The sequence below is a fragment of the Thermostichus sp. OS-CIW-31 genome, assembly GCF_054060305.1.
Map to the genome: position 1 here is coordinate 54,491 of NZ_JBSSDA010000015.1, position 21,414 is coordinate 75,904.

General features: G+C 58.2%; 20 protein-coding genes and 3 pseudogenes. 11 read left to right on the forward strand and 12 right to left on the reverse strand.

What is annotated here, in order from left to right:
• Nucleotides 1–53 precede the first annotated feature (53 nt).
• From ACVWY9_RS09885 to ACVWY9_RS09900, 4 genes are all read right to left on the reverse strand, one after another.
• On the reverse strand, nt 54–347 hold the full coding sequence (locus ACVWY9_RS09885) for a YggT family protein (RefSeq protein ID WP_457388230.1): 294 nt from the start codon (nt 345–347) through the stop codon (nt 54–56).
• Nucleotides 348–553: 206 nt separating this feature from the next.
• A complete protein-coding gene (locus ACVWY9_RS09890) occupies nt 554–922 on the reverse strand; it encodes a hypothetical protein (protein ID WP_011432696.1) in 369 nt (122 codons plus the stop codon).
• Nucleotides 923–970: 48 nt separating this feature from the next.
• A complete protein-coding gene (locus ACVWY9_RS09895; protein WP_457388231.1) occupies nt 971–2,743 on the reverse strand; it encodes an ABC1 kinase family protein in 1,773 nt (590 codons plus the stop codon).
• Nucleotides 2,744–2,887: 144 nt separating this feature from the next.
• Nucleotides 2,888–4,174: a glucose-1-phosphate adenylyltransferase gene (locus ACVWY9_RS09900; protein WP_457388232.1), complete on the reverse strand. Its 1,287-nt coding sequence runs from the start codon at nt 4,172–4,174 to the stop codon at nt 2,888–2,890.
• A 124-nt stretch (nt 4,175–4,298) separates the two neighbouring features.
• Between ACVWY9_RS09900 and ACVWY9_RS09905 the strand changes: the two genes are divergently transcribed.
• The 3 genes from ACVWY9_RS09905 to sat all read left to right on the forward strand — a co-directional run bounded on the left by ACVWY9_RS09905 (nt 4,299) and on the right by sat (nt 6,946).
• On the forward strand, nt 4,299–5,081 hold the full coding sequence (locus ACVWY9_RS09905) for a ParA family protein (RefSeq protein ID WP_011432699.1): 783 nt from the start codon (nt 4,299–4,301) through the stop codon (nt 5,079–5,081).
• A gap of 140 nt (nt 5,082–5,221) precedes the next feature.
• A complete protein-coding gene (locus ACVWY9_RS09910; protein ID WP_414329683.1) occupies nt 5,222–5,590 on the forward strand; it encodes a hypothetical protein in 369 nt (122 codons plus the stop codon).
• Nucleotides 5,591–5,755: 165 nt separating this feature from the next.
• On the forward strand, nt 5,756–6,946 hold the full coding sequence (gene sat / locus ACVWY9_RS09915) for a sulfate adenylyltransferase (RefSeq protein ID WP_414343750.1): 1,191 nt from the start codon (nt 5,756–5,758) through the stop codon (nt 6,944–6,946).
• Nucleotides 6,947–7,063: 117 nt separating this feature from the next.
• Here the strand turns inward: sat and ACVWY9_RS09920 are convergent.
• The 6 genes and pseudogenes from ACVWY9_RS09920 to ACVWY9_RS09945 all read right to left on the reverse strand — a co-directional run.
• Nucleotides 7,064–7,156: pseudogene (locus tag ACVWY9_RS09920) on the reverse strand (copper amine oxidase); the annotation flags it as partial.
• A gap of 112 nt (nt 7,157–7,268) precedes the next feature.
• Nucleotides 7,269–7,445, reverse strand: a complete 177-nt coding sequence (locus ACVWY9_RS09925) for a hypothetical protein (protein WP_457388233.1) — start codon at nt 7,443–7,445, stop codon at nt 7,269–7,271.
• A gap of 354 nt (nt 7,446–7,799) precedes the next feature.
• Complete coding sequence (locus ACVWY9_RS09930) at nt 7,800–8,225, reverse strand: hypothetical protein (RefSeq protein WP_011432703.1); 426 nt, start codon at nt 8,223–8,225, stop codon at nt 7,800–7,802.
• Between the two features lie 43 nt (nt 8,226–8,268).
• Entirely contained in the window at nt 8,269–9,096 is an 828-nt protein-coding gene (locus ACVWY9_RS09935) for a TlyA family RNA methyltransferase (protein ID WP_414355864.1), read from the reverse strand.
• A gap of 95 nt (nt 9,097–9,191) precedes the next feature.
• A pseudogene (locus ACVWY9_RS09940) lies at nt 9,192–9,584 on the reverse strand (ATP-binding cassette domain-containing protein); the annotation flags it as partial.
• 22 nt (nt 9,585–9,606) lie between these two features.
• Complete coding sequence (locus ACVWY9_RS09945) at nt 9,607–10,800, reverse strand: RNA-guided endonuclease InsQ/TnpB family protein (RefSeq protein ID WP_457388242.1); 1,194 nt, start codon at nt 10,798–10,800, stop codon at nt 9,607–9,609.
• Nucleotides 10,801–10,992: 192 nt separating this feature from the next.
• Here ACVWY9_RS09945 and rplI point away from each other — a divergent pair, with 192 nt between their 5' ends.
• The 8 genes from rplI (at nt 10,993) to glmS (ending at nt 20,694) form a co-directional block, all read left to right on the forward strand.
• The gene (rplI, locus tag ACVWY9_RS09950) at nt 10,993–11,457 is read left to right on the forward strand and encodes a 50S ribosomal protein L9 (RefSeq protein ID WP_414329820.1); all 465 of its coding nucleotides are present in this window, start codon (nt 10,993–10,995) and stop codon (nt 11,455–11,457) included.
• A 179-nt stretch (nt 11,458–11,636) separates the two neighbouring features.
• The gene (gene dnaB / locus ACVWY9_RS09955) at nt 11,637–13,412 is read left to right on the forward strand and encodes a replicative DNA helicase (protein WP_457388243.1); all 1,776 of its coding nucleotides are present in this window, start codon (nt 11,637–11,639) and stop codon (nt 13,410–13,412) included.
• A gap of 130 nt (nt 13,413–13,542) precedes the next feature.
• A complete protein-coding gene (locus ACVWY9_RS09960; protein ID WP_457388234.1) occupies nt 13,543–14,439 on the forward strand; it encodes a universal stress protein in 897 nt (298 codons plus the stop codon).
• 46 nt (nt 14,440–14,485) lie between these two features.
• A complete protein-coding gene (gene larB / locus ACVWY9_RS09965; protein ID WP_457388235.1) occupies nt 14,486–15,319 on the forward strand; it encodes a nickel pincer cofactor biosynthesis protein LarB in 834 nt (277 codons plus the stop codon).
• A gap of 260 nt (nt 15,320–15,579) precedes the next feature.
• The gene (locus ACVWY9_RS09970; RefSeq protein ID WP_457388236.1) at nt 15,580–16,467 is read left to right on the forward strand and encodes a TerC family protein; all 888 of its coding nucleotides are present in this window, start codon (nt 15,580–15,582) and stop codon (nt 16,465–16,467) included.
• Nucleotides 16,468–16,671: 204 nt separating this feature from the next.
• The gene (locus ACVWY9_RS09975) at nt 16,672–17,478 is read left to right on the forward strand and encodes an ABC transporter ATP-binding protein (protein ID WP_414355855.1); all 807 of its coding nucleotides are present in this window, start codon (nt 16,672–16,674) and stop codon (nt 17,476–17,478) included.
• The gene (locus ACVWY9_RS09980; RefSeq protein WP_457388237.1) at nt 17,478–18,701 is read left to right on the forward strand and encodes an MlaD family protein; all 1,224 of its coding nucleotides are present in this window, start codon (nt 17,478–17,480) and stop codon (nt 18,699–18,701) included. The genes ACVWY9_RS09975 and ACVWY9_RS09980 overlap by 1 nt, the downstream gene beginning before the upstream one ends.
• A gap of 145 nt (nt 18,702–18,846) precedes the next feature.
• A complete protein-coding gene (gene glmS / locus ACVWY9_RS09985; RefSeq protein WP_414418008.1) occupies nt 18,847–20,694 on the forward strand; it encodes a glutamine--fructose-6-phosphate transaminase (isomerizing) in 1,848 nt (615 codons plus the stop codon).
• On the opposite strand, the gene ACVWY9_RS09990 is transcribed toward glmS, so the two are convergent.
• Together ACVWY9_RS09990 and ACVWY9_RS09995 are read right to left on the reverse strand one after the other, a co-directional pair.
• Nucleotides 20,655–21,161, reverse strand: coding sequence for a heavy metal-responsive transcriptional regulator (locus ACVWY9_RS09990; RefSeq protein ID WP_457384412.1), 507 nt, complete (start codon nt 21,159–21,161; stop codon nt 20,655–20,657). The genes glmS and ACVWY9_RS09990 overlap by 40 nt on opposite strands.
• Before the next feature lie 50 nt (nt 21,162–21,211).
• Nucleotides 21,212–21,414, reverse strand: a pseudogene (locus ACVWY9_RS09995) (hypothetical protein); the annotation flags it as partial.

The window sequence follows — 21,414 nt, forward strand, 5'->3', positions numbered from 1 at the left end:
TCCCAATCTTAAGGGGATCCGAGCCCCTCAGGAGGAATCCAGTGCTACAGCAGCTAGGCAAACTGGCCCACCACCTGCATGGCAAAACTGAGCAAAATGAAGGCCAGCCAGGGGGAAAAGTCCAAGCCGCCAATAGGGGGAATAATGCCGCGGAACAGGTTGAGATAGGGATCGGTGAGTTGGCTGAGCACCGACAGGATGGGGTTCGACCAGTTCAGTTGCGGGAACCAGCTCAGCAAAATCCGCACGATGAGCAAAGCATTGTAAATGACGATGAACTGGTAAAGGGAGCGGAACAGCAACGATCCGGCAGTGCCGTAGACCAACCCCAGAGAGAGGCTGTCCATCCAGGCGAGAGGAGACAACAAGTGACTGAGCATCATGGTTGGGAAAAGTAGGGAAACAACTCGATCAACTCAACATCCATTAAGCTGAAGCACCTTCGCCAGAGGCAGACCTGGCCCAGGATCGCAACTCAGCCGAGAGAGGATGGCAGAACCTAGAGAGGAAAGCCGCTGCCGCCTCTAGTTTGGCATGGACAGGGATCCCCTGCTCAAGGCTTTTCCTCAACAGCCCTGGAAGAGGTTTCCTTGACGAGCAATTGCGTGCGCATGGCCTGAATCGCCTCGTTTAACTCGGCAATCTTGGCCTCTAGAGTGCGGCGGGCTTGAGCAATGCGTTCTGCCTCATTTTCCCACTTCCTCCAGTCGCTGGACATGGCCGACTCACCCGAAGCACTGAGGCGCGGTCGTTCAGGGGCTACCGAGGTGCCGTTGAGACGATCCGGATCCCGGCGTTGGCCTTCGGCGGATCCCTTTCTGAGTCGAGGGGCAAGCACAAACCCAATGACCCCGCCGATGATCCCTCCCAACAGGGCGCCAGTCACTACACCCGCAATGAAGTCACCTTTCTGATCTGCCACGCTTTTGTCCAGCTCAATAACAATAAACTTGAGTCATCTTCTTCCGTTCTACCTTTCCTGTCCCACTCCTGCCAGCAAATCCGACCAGGGTTGAGGTAGCCGCCAGCGGCTGAGATGTTCCAGATGGGCTTGCACCTGATCCCTGAACTCGGCAAGCGTGTGTTGCAGATCGCCGGTCGAGGGTAGGGATCTCAGCGTTGCCTGCCAGAGGTAAGCTGGGGAAAGTTCAGGGCTGAGCAACTGCCACAAACGCTGCAGCTCCTCAAAGTGGAGGCGATCATCTTCTGTGAGGGAAAGCACCAACTGGCGACGCAGATCGCGGGCCTCTTCCGACATCAGGTAGCGCAAACCCGTTTGGGCGGTGGGTAACCAATCCAATCCCCCATCGCTGCGGGCAATTTGAATCAGGTTCTCCAGGCGGTTCCAGCGGAACTTACCATCCTTGATCAACACTTGCAGCAGCCGTTGGCGAATACGCGGCGATTCATCCGTCAGCAGGCGCTTGGCCACATAGGGATAGGCCACACCGACGATGCGGAACTGGGGATAGAGGCTGAGGGCTACTCCCTCTTGGGTGACCAAAGAGCGGATCACCAGAGCAAAGTGGGAGGGCACCTGAAAGGGGTAGCGGTACATCAAGTCGGAGAACTGATCTGTGGCCGTTTTGAAGTTAAAGTTGACCACCTCTTGGGTCAGCACGTCTGCCAGCACCTTTTCCAAGGCGGGGATCAGCTCTTGGCGGCCGACATCCGACTGCAAAAAGCCCAAGTGAACAAAGTCATCGATCAGGGCGTTGTAGTCGCGATCCACCAGGTGAACCAGAGCATCCACCAAGTACTCCTTCATTTCCTCGGTAAGCTGATCCATCATGCCGAAATCGATGTAGGCCAAGCGACCATCGGTGAGGGCAAACAAGTTACCTGGATGGGGATCCGCGTGGAAAAAGCCGTATTCCAGCAATTGCTTGAGGGCAGCAACCACGCCGATGCGCACCAGTTGTTTTACCTCCAGGTTGGCCGCTCGAATGCGCTCCACATCCGTCAGCTTGATGCCGTCGATCCACTCCAGGGTCAGAACCCGGCGGGTGCTGTAGGCCCAGAAGATGCGCGGCACATACACATCCGGATCCCCGCGAAAGTATTCGGCAAAGCGCTCGCAGTTTCGCCCTTCGTGCAGGTAGTCGATCTCTTCAAAAAGCTTGCGGCCAAACTCATCCACCACCGCCGTCAACGTATTGCCCAAGTTCAAGGGCAGCCAGGGGCCCAGCCATGTCGAGGCCCAGCGGATGAGGTACAAATCCAGGCTCAGCCGCTCCCGCAGATGGGGCCGCTGCACTTTTACTGCCACCCATTCGCCGCTGTGTAACTGCGCTTTGTAAACCTGGCCCAAACTGGCGGCAGCCACCGGCTCTGGAGAAATCTGGGCAAAGATCTCGGCAATCGGACGGCCCAGCTCTGACTCGATGTGGGCAAACGCTTGTTCGGAAGGAAATGCCGGCAGCTGATCTTGCAGTTGGGTGAGTTCTTCTAGGTAGTCTTTGCGCACCAGATCGGGGCGGGTGGAGAGGGCCTGCCCCACCTTGATAAACGTTGGCCCCAGGTCGGTGAGCAGCTTGCGCAACTGCACCGAGCGTCGGCCCACATTGCGATCCGTGTGTCCCCACAGTTGATCCCAGCGCAAACAGAGGACAAACCACAAGAAGGGCCAAAGAATGGTCAGCGCCCGACCGATCACTTGGGGCAGGCGCCAGCGGTAGTAACGAGCGATGAATTGCGGATCGTAAACTTCTAGGTCGGCAATCGAGGAAATCCTGTTAGGCACGCTCAAGGGATCTCACAATCTGTTTTTAAATTTCTCAAAGCCTATAGTAACCTATCGTAACGACAAAAGCCCCACGGTTGCTCTTCATCATCTTTCGCCAACCACGTTCTCGGCCAGAGCCGGCCTCCCCGGATCAAATGACGGTCAAATGACGGTGTTGTCCGGGATCACCGAGTCTTTGATGATGGTGACAATGCCGTTGCTGATCCAGATCCCCTCCTCTTCCCGCTGCGCTTCGGTGACGTGATCCTTGTTGAGGATGCGGACATTGCGCCCAATGCGGGCATTCTTATCCACGATGGCGTTGACAATGTGGGAGTTGGCCCCGATGCCCACCGGTGGGATCCCTTCCTCCAGCCTGGCCTGTCGCTCTTCTGCCGACTCGTAGTAATCGGCTCCCATCACCAGGGTGTTTTCGATGATGGTGTTGGCCTCCAAGCGGCTGCGAATGCCGATGATGGAGTTGCGAATTTGGGCGTTTTTGATGATGCAACCATCGGCGATCATGGAGTTGACAATCTGGGAGTCGAGGATTTTGTTGGGGGGCAAAAAGCGCGGGCGGGTGTAGATGGGCATTTCGCTGTCGAAGAAGCTGAAGGGCGGGTTGGGCTGCTGCACCAGTGCCAGGTTGGCCCGGTAAAAAGCCTCGATGGTGCCGATGTCTTCCCAGTAACCCTTGAAGAGGTAGGCTTGCAGATGGTACTTGCCGATGGCTGCCGGCAGCACCTCTTTGCCAAAGTCGGTGTGCTCCTTGACTTTGAGCATCTCGATCAGAGCTTCTCGCTTGAATACATAGATGCCCATGGAGGCGATGTAGGGCTTGGCTTTGGCTTCTTCCGGGCTGAGGCCGAGGGCTTGGGTGTCCACCTTACAGGCTTTCAGCAGATCTCCTGTTGGCTTTTCCTTGAAATCCACAATGCGACCGTTCTCGCCAAGCTTGAGCAAGCCAAAACCCGAGGCCACTTTTTCTTCACAGGGGAGCACCGCCAGGGTCACATCGGCTCCCACCTGCCGGTGATGGTGGATGAAGGGGCGGTAGTCCATGCGGTAGAGGTGATCCCCAGATAGGATGAGGAAGTCCCGCGGCTTCCAGGAGTCCATCAGCCAGAGGTATTGGCGAACGGCATCGGCGGTGCCTTGGAACCAATCGGGATTGTCAGGGGTTTGTTGGGCCGCCAAAACGTCCACAAAGCCGCCTGTGAAGGGGGACAAGCGGTAGGTGTTGACGATGTGGCGGTTCAGAGAGGCAGAGTTGAACTGGGTGAGGACGTAGATTTTTTCGATGTCGGAGTTGATGCAGTTGCTGACCGGGATGTCGATGAGGCGGTATTTGCCGGCCAGGGGCACAGCGGGTTTGGCGCGGCGCTTGGTCAGGGGATAAAGTCGGGTGCCACGCCCACCTCCCAAGATGATCGCCAGTACATCGCGCATGGTTGTCCTCCACCAGGCTACACCCAATAGCATAGACTGCTGCGGGGCCACCTAAACGGCTGTCCTGTCGGATCTGGCCGGGCTGCTCGGAAAGGGGAACAAGTTGGCAAAACGGGGGGAGCTGATGGCGCGCATCCTGGCCTTTACCAACAACAAAGGGGGCACCGGCAAGTCCACCCTCTGCGTCCACGCGGCTCAGTTGACGGCCCAACGGGGATACCGAGTTTTGCTCATCGATCTCACGTCCCAGGCCACTGCCAGCAACCTTTACCTGGAAGGGGCCGGATCCTTGCCGGCACCGGAAACGGTTTGGGCCAGCTTACACCCGCAGCACCAACGTCCTCTGGAAGAGGTGATCTACTGCACGGACAAGGGAGTGGATGTGGCGCCCTCCCACAGCACCATGGCGGAAGTGGCGGCCCAACTGGCTGCTGCCGGAGAGATGGGGCAGAATCTGTTGCAGCGCCAACTGGATCCCTTGCTGCCGGACTACGACTTCATCTTTCTCGATACGCCGGGAGAACTGAATGCCCTCACCGCCAATGCCCTGCGGGTGGCCCAGCGGGTGTTGATCCCGACACGGCTCAACCGCGCCGATTTCTCCTGCACGGAAGTAACCTTGCGCTACATTGAGGCCCTGAAAGGCCAGCTCAGCCACGCCCGCGCCGTTTTGACGATGCTGGACGACCGCTATCTGCCGGGGGGCATTTGGTCGGGATCCCATACCGGGCAATTGTATGTGCAAGCGCAACAGATTTTTGCGGATGTGCTTTCACCCGTTACTATTCCAGATAGCAGCGATTTGCGCATCGCCTTTGATTACGGCTTGACGGTGATGGACTATCGGCCTGGATCGGCGGTGTGTCAGCGGCTGCTACAGTTTGTTGAACGCGAGGTGCTCTTGTGACCGGATCTGACCGTAGCCTCTTTCCTTCGTCGGGGGAAACTTCCCGCCGCTCCGGCGGAATTCGGCGCAAGGCCGGTGCTAAAACCAGTTCAGAGCCCACCTCCGCAGAGTCTACTCCCACAGGCGAGGAGCCGACAACGATGTCTTCTCAGTCTCCCCCAGAACCAACCCCAGAATTGCCGGAAATTGCAGCCCTCAAAAGCCAACTGGCCGAAGCTCAACAACTCTTGCAAGACTACCAAAACAAAGTCTCTACCCTGCAAGCTCAATTGCAGCAGGTTACTGCCCATCGGGACGAATTGCAAAAGGCGCTGGCGCAGTTGCAAGCGGTTGCGGACGAGCGGGCCAAAACCATCCAGGAGTTACGGAAACCCAAAGAGCAAGCCCCCATCATTCAGCCCAAACCCCAATCCTCGCCTCTGCACGCGCAAAAGAAGATCATGAATCGGCCCATCTTCGACAATGTATCAGCCACCGATGAAAGCATGCCTCCCTATCTGCTGGATTGACTGGGATGGAGGGGATCCCTAAGGGCGTGATTTGGATGGGGTCTCCACCTGTTCTGCTCCCTCCTCCTTTCAGCCCGACCTGTGCTTTCTTCCCCACTTTCTGGGGATCTGGGATCCGATAGTTGGATATTGGATTGGATAACCTTTGTTCCCGCTGCCCTTCCCATGAGCCAATCTCCATCGACTCTCCCTTCTGGTGATGCCATTCCGCCCCACGGGGGCACCCTGATCAACTGCATTGCCCCGCCTGAGCAGGCGCAGGAGCTGCGTTCCAAAGCCGAACATTGCCCCATCCTCTATCTCGACGAGCGGGCCCAATCGGATCTGGAGATGATCGCCATTGGGGGCTTCAGCCCGCTAACGGGGTTTATGGGGCGGGAAGATTACCAGGCCGTTCTGGAAACGATGCACCTGGCCAATGGCTTGGCTTGGTCGCTGCCGGTCACCCTGCCGGTCTCCTCAGAAGTGGCAGCGGGTCTGAAAGAGGGGCAAATGATTGCCTTGGCCAGTGCCGAGGGCAAGATCCTGGGCCTACTGGAGCTGACGGAGAAATTCACCTACGACAAAACCCGCGAAGCCCGGCAAGTTTATCGCACCACCGATGAGCAACATCCAGGGGTAAAGGTGCTCTACGAGCAGGGATCCGTCTATTTGGCCGGCCCCGTCACCCTCCTGCAGCGGGATCCCCACCCTCTTTTTCCGGCCTACCAGATTGACCCGGCCCAATCGCGGCAACTGTTTCGGGAAAGAGGCTGGAGAACCATTGTAGGCTTCCAAACCCGCAACCCCATCCACCGCGCCCATGAATACATCCAAAAATGTGCCTTGGAGATTGTGGACGGGCTATTTTTGCACCCGCTGGTGGGGGCTACCAAAAGCGACGACATTCCCGCCGATGTGCGTATGCGCTGCTACGAGGTGTTGATCGAAAAGTACTACCCCAAGGAGCGGGTGATCTTGGCCATCAACCCTGCGTCGATGCGCTACGCCGGCCCCCGCGAGGCTATTTTCCATGCTCTCATTCGCAAAAACTATGGCTGTACCCATTTCATTGTGGGGCGGGATCACGCCGGGGTGGGGAACTACTACGGTACCTACGATGCCCAACACATTTTCGATGAGTTCCAGCCGGGGGAGCTGGGCATCATTCCCTTGAAGTTTGAACATGCTTTCTATTGCACCGTCACCGGCACCATGGCCACGGCCAAGACCAGCCCCAGCCAGCCTCACCAGCGCATTCACCTCTCAGGTACCAAGGTGCGGGAAATGCTGCGCCGCGGTGAAGTGCCCCCGCCGGAGTTTTCTCGACCAGAAGTGGCCCGGCTGCTGGCCGAAGCCATGCGAGAGCGGGGTTAACCCTGGGAATCTCCCTAAGTGGCAGTCAAAAAGGGCCTGGGACAGACCAGACCCTCTGTATTGAAAGTTGTATTGAAAGTTGAACTTGAACCAGATTCCAGTCGAGTATCGGGCCGGCTCCGCTAGATTGATTGTCGGGTTGCGGTCGAAGAAGCCCCAAGGTACCAGCCTAAAGCCCGTTCTGTGTACAGGCATGACGGGCCAATCCTCATCCCATGAAAAAACCCCTGCCCAACGGCATGGGGAGAATGTATGATGGGGAGCCCGCGTTTCTACAGAACTCCCTCGAAGTCAAGCAGCCCTGAATAGGCAGCAACAGTTCTCATCCCGCCTCAAACCAGAGTTGTTCGGGATCCACATAATAGCAGCGGGCATTGTCCGCACAGATCAGCGCCCAGCCGTTTTGGTCGGCCTCGACCAAAGCATACTCACACTGGGGAATGAAATAGCCTTGGTGGTTTCGGGTATCGCTCTTAACCCAAACGGTCTGACGGTTCATCTTAAAGTTCCTCCCATCTGCAGTCAAAGGGGTCAAAAAAGTGAGGTTGGAAAACGGGACTCGATTCAGTGGCTATGGAAGCGGCGGCAGTGCAACACCACTGCAATATAATGAAGTGCAGCCACCGCCGAGCTAAGCATCTCGCGCCAGCCCGGAGTTCAATATCATCAATCAACTGAGGCCGGGGAAGAGAAGCGACGAGAGCTAACCCCTATCGATAAATGGATCCCATATTGCTATTGGGTACAAGAAGTTTAGCACCAACTCCATGAGAACATCGCTAAGAGTTGTAGATTAAAATAAAAAGCTCTAGATTTTCCTAAAGTCTTGTTGCAAAACAAGGAATAGGGCCACTTAATCTTCTTCAAAAAGCCAGTTGTAAATCTTGCTCAAGTGGGGCCAAGCAGGACGGCGGTTCCCTCCCTCTTGCAGGTTGGATTTGACACCCTCAATCTGCTCGGGATCCCGTGCCAAGATTTGCTTAATGGCCTCCACCTGCTGGCGTACCCCGGTTTTTTTCAGCTCCAGCATGGCTAGGGTCAGATTCACACGGGGCTGGGCATCCACCGGATCCAACTTCACAGCAGTCTGGGCGGCCTTCAGGGCTTTTTCCGCCTGCCCCTCCAGAAGGTAGAGCCAGGACAAGCACGTCCAAGCCGCCGCCGCCTTTGGGGATCCCTTACAGATCGACTCAAAAGAGGGAATTAACGTCTTGGCTGCTTCCCCGGATTCATAGCGCCGAATCCCTTCCTGAAACAATTCTTCAATTTTTTGGCTCATCTCCCCCAACCCAGCACATTAGCTTATTGACAAAATCGACGATCTATGCATGTAAAGTCGCTCTCGCCTGCTCGCTCATCTGTTGTAGCGCACTGCCGCTGGGGAGAGGGATCCCTTCTCCTTCAGCCAGCCAGAGCCAATACTCGATATTGCCGGCAGGGCCAGTGATGGGCGACCACGTGTAGCCTTGCACCTGCCAGCCCTGGGCCACGGCCGAGCGCATCACCGTCTCCAGCACGCGGGCATGGACAGCCGGATCCCGTACCACCCCCTTTTTACCCACCTGGTCTCGGCCCGCCTCAAACTGGGGCTTCACCAGCAACAGCGCCTCCCGTGGGAAACGCAATAGGTTCCACAGCGGAGCTAGCACCTTAGTCAGGGAAATAAAAGACAGGTCTACCACCGCCAAATCCGGCCAGCTCTGGGGAGGTGCCTCGCTTCCGTACAGATCCTCCGGCTGCAGATGGCGCAAGTTGGCCCGCTCCTTTAGGATCACCCGCGCATCCGTTCGCAAAGACCAGGCCAGTTGCCCATAGCCCACATCCACTCCGTAGACCCGCTGGGCTCCCCGTTTCAACAAGCAGTCTGTAAAACCTCCTGTGGAAATGCCCGCATCCAAACAAATACGACCCTGCACCTGAACAGGAAAAGTTTGCAGCGCCCCCTGTAGCTTTTCTCCCCCCCGTGAGACAAAAGCAGGCCCAGACTGGACTTGCACCGCTGGATCCCCGCTCACCCAGGTTCCAGGCTTTTCCGCCCGCACCCCATTTAGAAAGACTTCTCCTGCCAAAATGGAGCGTTGCGCTTGCTGGCGTGAGGAAAAATATCCGCGCTCCACCAACCAGCTATCCAGACGCACCCGCTTGGCCATCTCGCCGGTGCCTCACCTTGCATAGATCTTCCCGCCCATTAGAATAGGCGAGCGGGATCCCAACTGACCAGAATTGAGGGATCGCCAACAGCAGATTAGCCGAACCGTCCGCTCACGTACTCTTCCGTTTCCCGATGGGCGGGAGCGTTGAAGATTTTCTCAGTGCGGTTAAACTCCACCATCCGTCCGTAGCGAACCCCCTCTTCGTCGACTTCAGTGTTGAAGAAGGCGGTAAAGTCGGAGACCCGCGCTGCCTGCTGCATGTTGTGGGTAACGATAATGATCGTGTAGCGACGGCCCAGTTCCTTGAGCAACTCCTCAATGCGCAACGTGGAGATTGGATCCAACGAGGCACAAGGCTCATCCACCAGGATAACCTCCGGCTGGATGGCCAAGGTGCGGGCAATGCAAAGACGCTGCTGCTGTCCCCCCGAAAGGGAGAGCCCACTCATCTTCAGCTTGTCTTTCACCTCATCCCAGAGGACGGCGTAAACTACCCGGCTCCGACCACTAAGCGGTACGGAGCGGGCTTTCAGTAGCCCTGAGCCTGTTCTGCTCTACCAGAGAACAAAACAAGCCCGGACCTCTAGGCTGGTTTACGACAGCCCCCAAGAGCGCAATCACATTCGCACCATTCAAATCCGCATCCCCTTCCCATCCACAGTGCCCACACTTGAACTGCTTCCCACTGCGATAGGATTGCGCAGGATCGGGATGGATGTGCAAACACTTGTGGCAGGTCTGCGACGTGTAGGCAGGCGGCACAAGAACCAGAGAAACCCCTGCAACCCTCGCCTTGTATTCCAGAAACTGGCGTAGTTGGTAGAACGCCCAACTGTTGGTTCTGCGCCGTTCGGCCTTGTTGCGCGGCTGTTGATTGACCCTTTCCCGGATCCCTGTCAGGTCTTCCAGGGCAATAGCGCTGTTTGTGGTCTTTGCCCTAGAGACAATAGCTTTGGAGATGCGATGATTGACCCACACTTGAAAGCGTCTCTCCTTGCCAGACAGCCGTTGCAACAGTTCTCTGCATCTGCGCCGCGAACTGCGTGTGCCCTTACTGGCTTTGCGTTGGAGTACCGCCCTCAACCGGGAGTAGTGGTCTCGGACTCTGTTCAACTGCTGTCCATTCCAGTTGTCCCCTTCTGACGTATGGGCAATATCTGTCCTTCCAAAGTCCACCCCGATCACCTTGTCGGTATCTTGTTGCTTGGGTGGTTTTTTCTCTACGCAAATCTGGATGTAGTAGGAGCCATCCTTCCGCTGGACTAGGGTGGCCGATTTGGGGTTAGAGCCAGCCAGCATTCCCCTCTGGTAGTTACCAATGGCTAGCTCAAAGCGCTCCCGACCCTCCACTGTGGTCAGCGACACCGTCCAGTCTTTCTCGCGGAACGAGAAGATACGAGCGTCGTAGGTAGCGAACCTACGCTTGAACTCTTTAACCGGACGGTTGCGCTGTCTCGCCACTTTGCGAGCGCCTGCCACCCGTCTGCACACCTGTTGAGCCAAGTTACTGGACAAGCCGAACCGGGCTCGAATCTCGTAGTAGCAAAGGGATTGCAGTTTAACCGCGTTGACGATCTTCTCCGGCGTGTTCTGGTTGACCCAGTTCAAGGCTTGGCCAAAAGCCTCCATCGTCGCGTCCAATTTGGCGGCTTGCGACTGGGACGCCTTGAGCTTACAGGAGACGGTCAGGACTTGGCTCATAAGTTCATTGTACTTCATCAAAGCGCATTCCTCCCGGCACTGACCCTACGGGTACAGTGCGGGGCTCCTGCGATTTCTAGCTGAGAAGGGATCCCCTATGCCGACGGGCTGGTGGCTATGGCACTCTGGGCTGACGATGAACCTGCTGAGCCTCTAGAATGGAGGGCTGTCGAGAAAAGAAGTGTCTTCCCAATGTCGAAACGTAACATGCAGGTTGTGCTGCGCCAGGCGATCCCAGGGCTGGGCAAGCCCGGAGAGATTGTCAACGTCAAGCCCGGCTATGCTCGCAACTACCTCTTCCCGCGGCAGATGGCGGTGCGGGTTACCCCTGGCATATTGAAAGAGCAGCAGATGCGTCTGGAGCAGGAAGCGGCTCGTAAACTGGCAGAAAAACAACGGGCGGAAAACTACAAGACCGCTCTGGAGACCATTGGTCGCTTCGTCATCCGTAAGAAAGTGGGAGAACACGACCTCCTATTTGGGCAGGTGACCACCAGCGATATTGCTGAGGTGGTGCTGGCTACCAGCGGCCTGGATATCGACCGCCGCAACATTCTGCTCAACGAGGAGATCAAGAAAACCGGGGTTTATCCCGTGCAGGTGAAGCTACACCCCGAAGTTACCGCTACGCTGCGCATTCAGGTTACTCCCGAATGAGGACTCACCTTCGAGGATCCCTGAGTTCCCGTGAGGGATCCCGGGGTGAGTAGGGTTTTTGCCTTAGGCAACAAGCGGGTATGCTCAGCCTAGAGCTTGACCCGCCTGACGATTGGAGCTGACTGGCTGTGAGGCCGGTTACCCTGGGTCTGGGTTGATTTTCCTACTCCTGGCTTGTGGTGATCAGCGATTACGACTTAACGGGTGGGGATCGGCTTCCTCCCCAGAACATAGAAGCCGAGGAGCAAATCCTGGGGGGCATTCTCCTTGATCCGGATGCGTTGGTGCGGGTCGCGGAGTTTCTGCGTCCGGAGATGTTTTACATCTCTGCCCACCAAGAGATTTACCGGGCTGCCCTCCAACTGCACAGCCAAGGCCAACCCACCGACCTGATGACTGTGTCTGCTTGGTTGGCGGATCATCACCTTCTGGAGCGGGTGGGGGGAACAGGGGCGATCCGTCGTCTGCTGGAGCAAACCGTCAGCAGCGTCAACATCGACCAGTATGCTCGCCTGGTGATGGATAAACACATGCGCCGCCAATTGATCCAGGTGAGCAACACCCTGGCTCGTTTGGCCTACGATACCAGTCAGCCCCTGTCTCAGGTGATGGATCAAGCCGAGCAGGAGGTGTTTCGACTCACCCAAGAGCGGGTGCAGCGTAGCCTCATCCCGGCCTCCGAGGTTTTGGTCAATATCTTCTCGGATTTGGAAGAGAAGTTCCAAAGCGGGGCACAGCTTCCGGGGATCCCGACCAAATTCATCGACCTGGATAACTTGACCCAGGGCTTGCAGCGATCCGACTTGTTGATCCTGGCCGGTCGTCCCTCGATGGGGAAAACCAGTCTTGCCCTCAACATTGCCCAAAATGTGGCTGCCTATGCCAAGCAGCCGGTCGCTATCTTTAGCCTGGAAATGTCGAGGGAGCAACTGGTGCAGCGGCTTTTGGCCAGCGAAGCCCGCATCGACAGCAGCCGTCTGCGTTCTGGGCGCATCAGCGAACACGAGTGGCAGCGCCTGGGACAAGCCATTGGTTTTTTATCGCAATTGCCCCTGTTCATCGACGATACCCCCGACTGTACCGTTACAGAAATTCGCTCCAAAGCGCGGCGTTTGCAGGCGGAACAGGGGGGAACGTTGGGGATGGTGTTGATCGACTACCTACAACTGATGCAGGGATCCGCTGCTGACAACCGGGTGCAGGAGCTGTCGCGCATTACCCGTGGCCTCAAGGCCATGGCCAAAGAGCTGATGGTGCCGGTGCTGGTGCTTTCTCAGCTCAGTCGAGCTGTTGAGTCTCGCTCCGACAAACGTCCACAGCTGGCGGATCTGCGGGAATCGGGCTGTCTGGCCGGGGATACGCAGGTGATGGATGCGGATCGCGGCAAGATCTGGCGGCTGGATCAACTGGCGGCCCTGCCGGCTTCGGCGGAACTGCCCCGCCTGCTCAGCTTGAACGGGCGCGGGCGCTTGGTGCCCCAACAGCCTGTGAAAGTGTTTTGCAGTGGTCGGCAGCCCACCTGTGTTCTGAAGACCCGCCTCAACTTTTCCATTCGCGCCACCGGCAACCATCCCTTCTTGACCCCAGACGGCTGGAAAACCCTCGACGAGCTGCAATTGGAGGAAGAGGTGGCGGTGGTAGTGCAGGAGGGGCTGATCTGGGATCCGGTGGTGTTCATCAGCGAGCCGGGGGAGCCTCAGCCGGTTTACGACGTCGAAATGCCCCGCCACCACAACTTCGTGGCCAACGGTCTGCTGGTTCACAACAGCATCGAGCAGGATGCCGATCTGGTGATGATGATCTATCGCCCGGAATACTACGATCCCAACACCAGCGATCGCGGCATTGCCGAGGTCATCATTGCCAAACATCGCAACGGCCCCACCGGCACTGTGCGCCTGCTGTTCGAAAGCCAGTACACCCAGTTTCGCAACCTGGCAGATCCCAACCGCTGAGCAACCGATGCCGAAGAGGGATCCGGAGCTGCTGCCTTGGGAACAACCCCGCAAGGTGTTAGCTTAGGATCGCTGCGGGCCAAAGCAATGCTCTTGAGCCGGCTACCCTCTCTCCTAATGCTCAAAACATATGTTTAAAAACGTGTTAATTGCCACCGACCGCCGAGATGGCCTGCAGCGTTTTGGCAAGTGTTTGGAAGATCTGCACAGCAACGGCATTGAGCGCGTCACCTTCGTCCGCAGCGTAGATTGGCAAGAGGACGACATCGGCATTCCCGAAGACATTACCCCCGAAGTCCAGGCGGAGCAGGCCCAGTTGCAGAAGCTGCTGAACCCGATCCCAGCAGGGTTGGAAGTCAAGGCTCTGGTGCAGGTGGGCAGGCCAGCCGATCTAATCCTAAAAGGGATCCAAGCCTACGGCTGCGATCTGTTAATCACAGGCATGGGCACCCACAATCTGCTCGCCGAAAAATTGTTCGGCAGCACCACCATGACGCTGTTGCCGAAGCTGAAAATCCCCCTACTGGTGATGCGCCCCCAGCTGCTGGCTACCTTTACCCTGGAAGAATTGCGCTTGCGCAGCCGCCACCTGTTTCGCTGCCTCTTGGTGCCCTTTGACTTTGAGCAGCCGCGTCAGCAGTTGCTCAACCATCTCGGCCACCTGCTGCCCGGTACTTCCCAGTGCCAGACGGTTACCCTGCTCTATGTGGTGGATCCCAGCGCCCGCCGCAACCAAGGAACTCCGGTGGAGGTGCTCCAACGCAAAGCCGAGGCTGACCTGGCCCAGGTGCTTGAACCCCTGAGCGAGCAGGTGAAGCCCGTACAGCTGCGCACCCTGGTGCGGGTGGGATCCCCTCTCAAAGAGATCCTGACTACTGCTGCCGATGAAGACATGACGGCCATCGCCACTGCCTCCCCCCACGTGGGCAGCTTCTGGGAGTGGTCGGTTCGCAGCCTCACCGGCGAGATTTTGCGGCAAAGTTGGCATCCGGTGTTGTTTTTCCCGCGCGGGTCTTTGGCCCAGTAGATCCAGGCAAGATCCAAGCCGAGTGTTGCAGATTAACTCATCCTCCATGACCCCCCCCTCTACGACAGCGCTGCAGGATCTGTTTCGGGCGGTGGCCCAAGGAAAGCTCACCCCAGAGCAAGCTCTGCAGGCCTATCGCTTTCTGCCCTTCGAGCCGGTGGGAGACTTCGCCCATGTAGATCACCACCGTCCCTTGCGCACGGGCTTTCCCGAAGCCGTGTGGGGGCCGGGCAAGACCCCAGATCAGATTGCCCAGATCCTGGAGCAACTCCACCAGCGGGGATCCCTGGCCTTGGCCACCCGCATCGAAGCCCAGGTGTATGCCGAGATCCGCAGCCGCTTGCCCCAGGCCCAGTATTCCGAGTTGGCCCGCTTGTGTTGGATCCCGTCCCAGCAGGTGGTCAGCCATCCTGGACAGGTCAGCGTGATCTCCGCCGGCACTGCCGACTTACCGGTGGCAGAAGAAGCCGCCCTCACGCTCGAGCTTTCTGGGTTTCAGGTGAAGCGCCTCTGGGATGTGGGGGTGGCCGGGATCCATCGGCTGCTGCACAACCGGGCGGCCCTGCAAGCGGACGTGCTGATCGTGGTGGCGGGCATGGAGGGGGCCTTGGCCAGCGTGGTGGCGGGTCTAGCGGATTGTCCGGTGATCGCTGTGCCCACCAGCATTGGCTACGGGGCCAGCTTCCAGGGCTTGGCTGCCCTGCTCACGATGCTCAACTCCTGCGCAGCGGGGGTGGGAGTGCTGAACATCGATAACGGTTTCGGGGCGGCCATTCTAGCAGGCCAGATCCTGCGCTGTGGACAACGGCTGGCGGCTCGACTGAGCTCATCCGGCCCCACTGGAGATCCAACAGAGGATGGCCAGATTTCAGAAGGTTAAGAACTGTAAATGGATCCTGAGCCAAACAGGCTATACTCAGGCCATAGTTTAGGCTTGGGCTTTCTCTTTCCCATCCTTCGGGAGTTTGAGGGTGTTGCCTCTGGTCACCTAACTGGGTTCATGCCTTTTTCTGGGGTACCTTTATCCGAAGATGGGGAGGGTTCCTACGCTGGTTAACTGCTGTGTTGGACTGACTGGGGCGGACAAAACGCGCGAATATGCTAATTGATGCAACACTTGTCAAAAATGCAACAGATGCGATGGGGGCAACCTTGATCCTGGCGCAAGGGATGACTCAGTCCTTCACCTGGACAGATATTTTCTTGGTAGTGGCTTTGGTGTTTTTGGAGGCCGCCCTCTCTGCGGACAACGCCGTTGCCCTAGCAGCTCTGGTGAAGCATCTGCCCACCCCTCAGCAACAAAATCGGGCCTTGCGCTGGGGCATCATCGGCGCTTACAGCTTTCGCATTGCCATTGTCTTCGCGGCAGTTTGGTTGGTGGAGTATCCACCCGCTCAGTTTTTCGGGGCCTGTTATCTGCTCTGGCTGGCCTGGCAGCATTTTCGGGGCGGGGAAGAAGGCCCAGAACAGGACATCACCCGCCACGCCAATTTTTGGCAGACCCTGGTGATGGTGGAACTGACGGATCTGGTCTTTTCTTTCGACAGCATCGCCGCTTCGGTGGGCGTCTCCCGCAAGGCTTGGGTCATTATCCTCGGCGGCATTCTCGGCATTACCCTGATGCGCTACATGGCTTCTCTGTTTTTGCGTTGGTTGGACGAGTTCTCTCACCTGGAAGACGCCGCTTTTGCCATCATCGCCTTGGTGGGGAGCACCATGTTGTTGGAGGTGTTTTTCCCCCAAATCGAGATCCCGGAGTGGGGGATGGTGGTGGCTGTGATCCCCCTATTTGTCTGGGGTTTCTCGCGGCGCGTGAAACTCAATTCGGAGCAGGATGAACAGCCGGAGCTGGCTGACGGAGAGAAGAGGGAAGAGAAAAGAGCAGGGGTTACAGACGAGATGGAAATCGTCCCCTCCGGTTGGGTGACTGCCCTTGAGGAAGACCTCGCCCCTGAGCTGCAGAGCAAGGAGGATGGGGAAGAGAGGTACGGCTTGGGCTTATCGCCAGGGATCCCTGATCTGCCTTGATAGGGCTGTGGGCTGCTTCATTGCCTTGGCCCCTGCCGACTCCTAAACTAGCAGTGAAGCCGACTCAAGGAGGGAAGCATCCTGAGCCCCCAGTTTTGCTTGAAATCATTGGTCAAGTGCTTCAGAAGCAGCATAGACAGCCCAAAGGAGCAGCAGGCCGCGGAAAATAGGCTCCAGCCTTTGGCGAGGGCGGAGGTTCTGAGCATGCCAGCAGTGCAGAGCACTGCCCCCTTGGTGGAGCTGCGCCAAGTTTCCAAGCGCTTCGGCTCGACGGTGGTGCTTGACCACGTGGATCTGAAGGTGTACCGGGGTGAGGCCCTGGGCCTGGTGGGGCCTTCGGGCACCGGGAAATCGACGCTGCTGCGCATCATCGCCGGCCTAACGGAGCCAGACGCTGGAGAAGTGCTCTGGTGCGGGATCCCACTCCCGGAGATTCAAGCCCATCATGCAACTCCCCCTTTGCGAGTAGGGATGGTGTTTCAGCAGGCCGCCCTCTTCGACTCCCTGACGGTGGAAGAAAACGTGGGGTTTTTGCTCTACGAGCACTCGCAGTTGCCCCGCTCCCGTATTCAGGAATTGGTGGCCGCCAAGCTGGAGGCGGTGGGACTGGCGGGCAAAGAGCACAACCTGCCAGAAGAACTCTCGGGGGGGATGCGCAAACGGGCCAGCTTCGCCCGCGCCATCATGGAGGATCCCTCACTGCCCCAGGATGAGCCCCAATTGCTGCTGTACGACGAGCCCACAGCGGGCTTGGATCCCATTGCCTCCACGGTAATTGAAGATCTCATTCGGGAGCTGCAGCAGGTGAAAAAAGCCTGTGAGAGCTACATTGTGGTGACCCACCAACACAGCACCATTTACCGCGCCACCGACCGCATTGTGTTGTTGGCCCAGGGGCGGGTGCAGTGGGAGGGATCCGTGCAGCAGATTGAAACGTGCGATAACCCCTTTGTGCGGCAGTTTTTCAGCGGTAGCGTAGAAGGGCCAATTCAAGTGGCGGGGCAGGTGTGATGCGTTCGCGAGCAGTGCGAGAAGGGGCAGTGGGCCTGTTGATCCTGGCGGGGGCGCTGGGCTTTGCCGGCCTGTTTTTGTGGATCTACAACCTGCGCTTTGGCAGTCGCGGCTTTCAATTTACCGTCACCTATACCAACGTGGTCGGCCTGACAGAGGGATCCAGTGTGCGGCTGCGGGGGGTAACCATAGGTCGAGTGGAGCGGATTGTGCCTCAACCCAGCCAAGTAGAAGTACAGGTGACCATTGATCAGCCCCTAGTCATCCCCCGCGATTCCCTGTTTCTTACCAAACAGACGGGGTTGGTGGGGGAAACGGTGATGGACATCCTGCCCCAGGGGAGGGGTCAGGCGGCAACGGGATCCCCTCTGGCAGCGGATTGCGACAGCAGTCAAATCATCTGCGATGGGGATGTGGTGGAGGGCAAACCTGGAGTGGATTTTGGCCAGTTATTGATCCGGCTGGATCAGTTGCTCACACGGATCAACGACGATGAGCTCTTCGACACCCTTAACGCCACCCTAGAAGGGCTCACCCGCGTTGCCAATAGCGTGGCCGATCTCTCAGAAACCGTGGAAGAGCGAGTAGCTGCCCTGCGCACCGAAGATCTGGACTTGTCGCAATTCACGACCGCTGCCACAGCCATCCAAGACGCGGCTGGGGCTGTGAGGGGAACTGCCCGCAGTTTTCAAGCGGCTGCCGATCAATTCACCGCCCTGGTGGATCAAAACCGCACTTCCCTTAACGCCGTCCTGGAGAACATTCAGCAGGTGAGCGCCGATCTACAGGCCATGTCGAGCGCGGTGCGCCCGCTGGTTACCGATCCACAACTCCAGGCCGATGTGCGCCAGATCCTGGCCGAGGTGCGAGCGGCTGCGGAGAACGTGGCCCAAGCTACCGAAGATCTGCAGCAGATTGCCGCCAGCCTCAACGATCCGGGCACTTTAGCTACTCTGCGCCAAACCCTCGATTCCGCCCGCATCACCTTTCAGAATATGCAAAAAATTACCGCCGACATCGACGAGCTGACCGGGGATCCCCAGTTTCGCCGCGGCATTCGAGAGTTGGTGTTGGGGCTGAGCAACTTGGTCTCCAGCGTCCCTGGGGAAGATGGGATCCAGCCCGCGGTGGCCGAAGGTTATCAGTTCCATTTTGCGCCCGTCTCTTTTGCCCAGGGGATTGTCTCTGGATCCCAAGGATGGCAGCCGCAGACTTCCCCATAAATTGGCAACCCGCTGAGGTAACAACGGCGGCCAAAGCCGTTGAAGGGATCCCGAAGCTGGGGTAGGCTTTGCGGATAAGGTGCTGTGCCTACGGCACCCCCTATGGCTACGCAACGCTGGCGCGACTGAGGTTGAGGTGTGAGGAATGTGTGGCATTGTCGGCTACGTGGGTTTTCAGTGGGCTGCCCCCATCCTGTTGGAGGGCCTGCGCACCTTGGAGTATCGGGGCTATGATTCTGCAGGCATCGCCACGGTGGATCCCGAAGAGGGATTGAGGATTGTTCGCGCCACCGGCAAGCTGCACAACCTGCTGGTGAAGCTGACGGCCAACATGCCCACCGCCAAGGTAGGGATCGGACATACCCGCTGGGCCACCCACGGCGGCGTGACCGAAGAAAATGCTCACCCCCACTGCGACGAGCGCGGGCGCATTGTGGTGATCCAAAACGGCATTGTGGAAAACTACCTGGAGCTAAAGGAGCGTCTCCTGGAGCGGGGGATCCCATTCCGCTCCCAAACCGATACGGAAGTGATCGCCCAACTGCTCGGCCTCTATACAGAAGAGCTGGGCTCCTTTGAGGCGGCCTTTGGCCAGGTCATGGGGCAACTGCGGGGAGGAAACGCCGTAGTGGCTCTGGATCGGGAGGCGCCGGATCGGCTGATCGCAGCCCGTTTGGGCAATGCCGGAGCCGTGGTGGTGGGAGAGGGAGAAGGAGAAAACTTCGTCGCCTCCGATCTGCCTGCCATTGTCCGCCATACCCGCAAGGTGGTGTTCTTGGAGGATGGGGAAATGGCGGTTCTCACGGAGTCTCAAGTGCGCTACCTGCGCATTACCGGCGAGGAGCTGCGCAAATCCAGCATCACCGTGGCCTGGGATCCCGTCTCAGCCGCCAAGGGAGGCTACAAGCACTTCATGCAGAAGGAGATCTTTGAGCAGCCCCGCACCACCACCGATACGCTGCGGGGGCGGGTGGATCTGGAACAGGGCCGGGTGACGCTGGAGGGGCTAGCGCTTTCTGAGGGGCAACTGGCCCACATCGAGCACATCCACGCCGTAGCCTGTGGTACTGCCTGGCACGCCTGCTGGGTGCTCAAGTACTTCATCGAGAGCTTGGCCCGTACCCCTGTAGAGGTGGATTACGCCTCTGAGTTTCGCTACCGCCAGCCGGTGTTGCGCCCCAACCACCTGTTGCTGGCTCTAACCCAGTCGGGAGAAACCGTCGATACGCTGGCAGCCATGAGCGAGGCCCGCACCCAAGGGATCCCGACCCTGGCGATTGTCAACGCCATCGGATCCCAGGCCAGCCGCCTGGCGGATGCTGGAGTCCTCTACATCCATGCCGGTCCGGAGATTGCCGTGGCTTCCACCAAAGTGTTTACCGGCATGTTGGTGGCGGGGTATTTGCTGGCCCTGCAACTGGCCCAAGCCAAAGGGATCCTCAGCCCGGCCCAGATCCAAGCCCACCTGCAAGCCTTGATTGAGCTGCCGGGCAAGATCAGCCTGATGCTGAAGGACGCCGCCCTCTACGACCAACTGGCGGAGCAGTACCATCATGTTGCCAACATGCTCTATCTGGGCCGCTGGGTTAACGCCCCGATTGCCCTGGAAGGAGCTTTGAAGATGAAAGAGGTGAGCTATATCCACGCCGAAGGCTACCCGGCAGGGGAGATGAAGCATGGCCCTATCGCCCTCATCGACGAGCGGGTGCCGGTGGTGTGCATTGCCACCCGGGATCCCGTCTACGAAAAAATGCTCTCCAACATCGAACAGGTGCGGGCGCGGGGGGGACGGGTGATCGCCCTCATCAACCCCGAAGACACCCAGGTGCGGGAGAAAGCCGACCACATCATCGAGGTGCCCAGCACGACACCCCTGTTGTCGGCGGTTCTGAACGTGATCCCCCTGCAGTTGTTCGCCTACGCCATGGCTTTGCGCCGCGGAGCCGATGTGGATCAGCCGCGCAACTTGGCTAAGTCGGTAACAGTGGAGTAACGGCTGTCGCTCTTGCCACCGCCGGCCCCTGGTTTTTGCAAAATCGGGCAGATCACCTCTTTTTCATCAGCAGCCGCAGGGGGGATCTGCCAATCGGAGAGGAGACCTTGAATTTGGCTTTTCAGCGCTTGCAGATCGGCAATTCGCTGTTCAATCTCCTGCAGCTTGCCTTGCAGATGCTGGCGAATTTCTGGACAAGGCTGCTCCCCTCGGTCGTGGACATCCAGGATTTGGCGGATTTCTTCTAAGCTCAGGCCCAGGCTCTGGCAGCGGCGGATAAAAGCCAGGCGAACCAAAACCGAAGGGTCGAACAGCCGATAGCTGGACTCCGCCCGTTCCACCGTTGGCTTCAGCAGGCCTATCGATTCGTAGTAGCGCACCGTGCGTACAGGCAAGCCGGCTGCTAGAGCCACCTGGCCGATCTTCAGGCTGGCAGACAAGTCCTGGACAGCAGCAGGATTCGACATGTCCCCAACTGGATCCCTGTAGATTTCTTCAGCGTGACATACTCCCACACTCATGCTGACGCAAAGCGCTCCGCGCCGCCAAAGCGAGAGAGTGCGGGCTTCAAGGACTCCGTCCCGCTGACGCGAACAGTGACTCCGGTTAGCGCTCCGCGCCGCTGGCGCGAAAAGGACATTTCCTGCGCTTGAGGACTACGTCCCGCTGACGCGAAAAGAACGGGATGCCCCACCGCCCTGTGCTTGATGTTGATGGCCG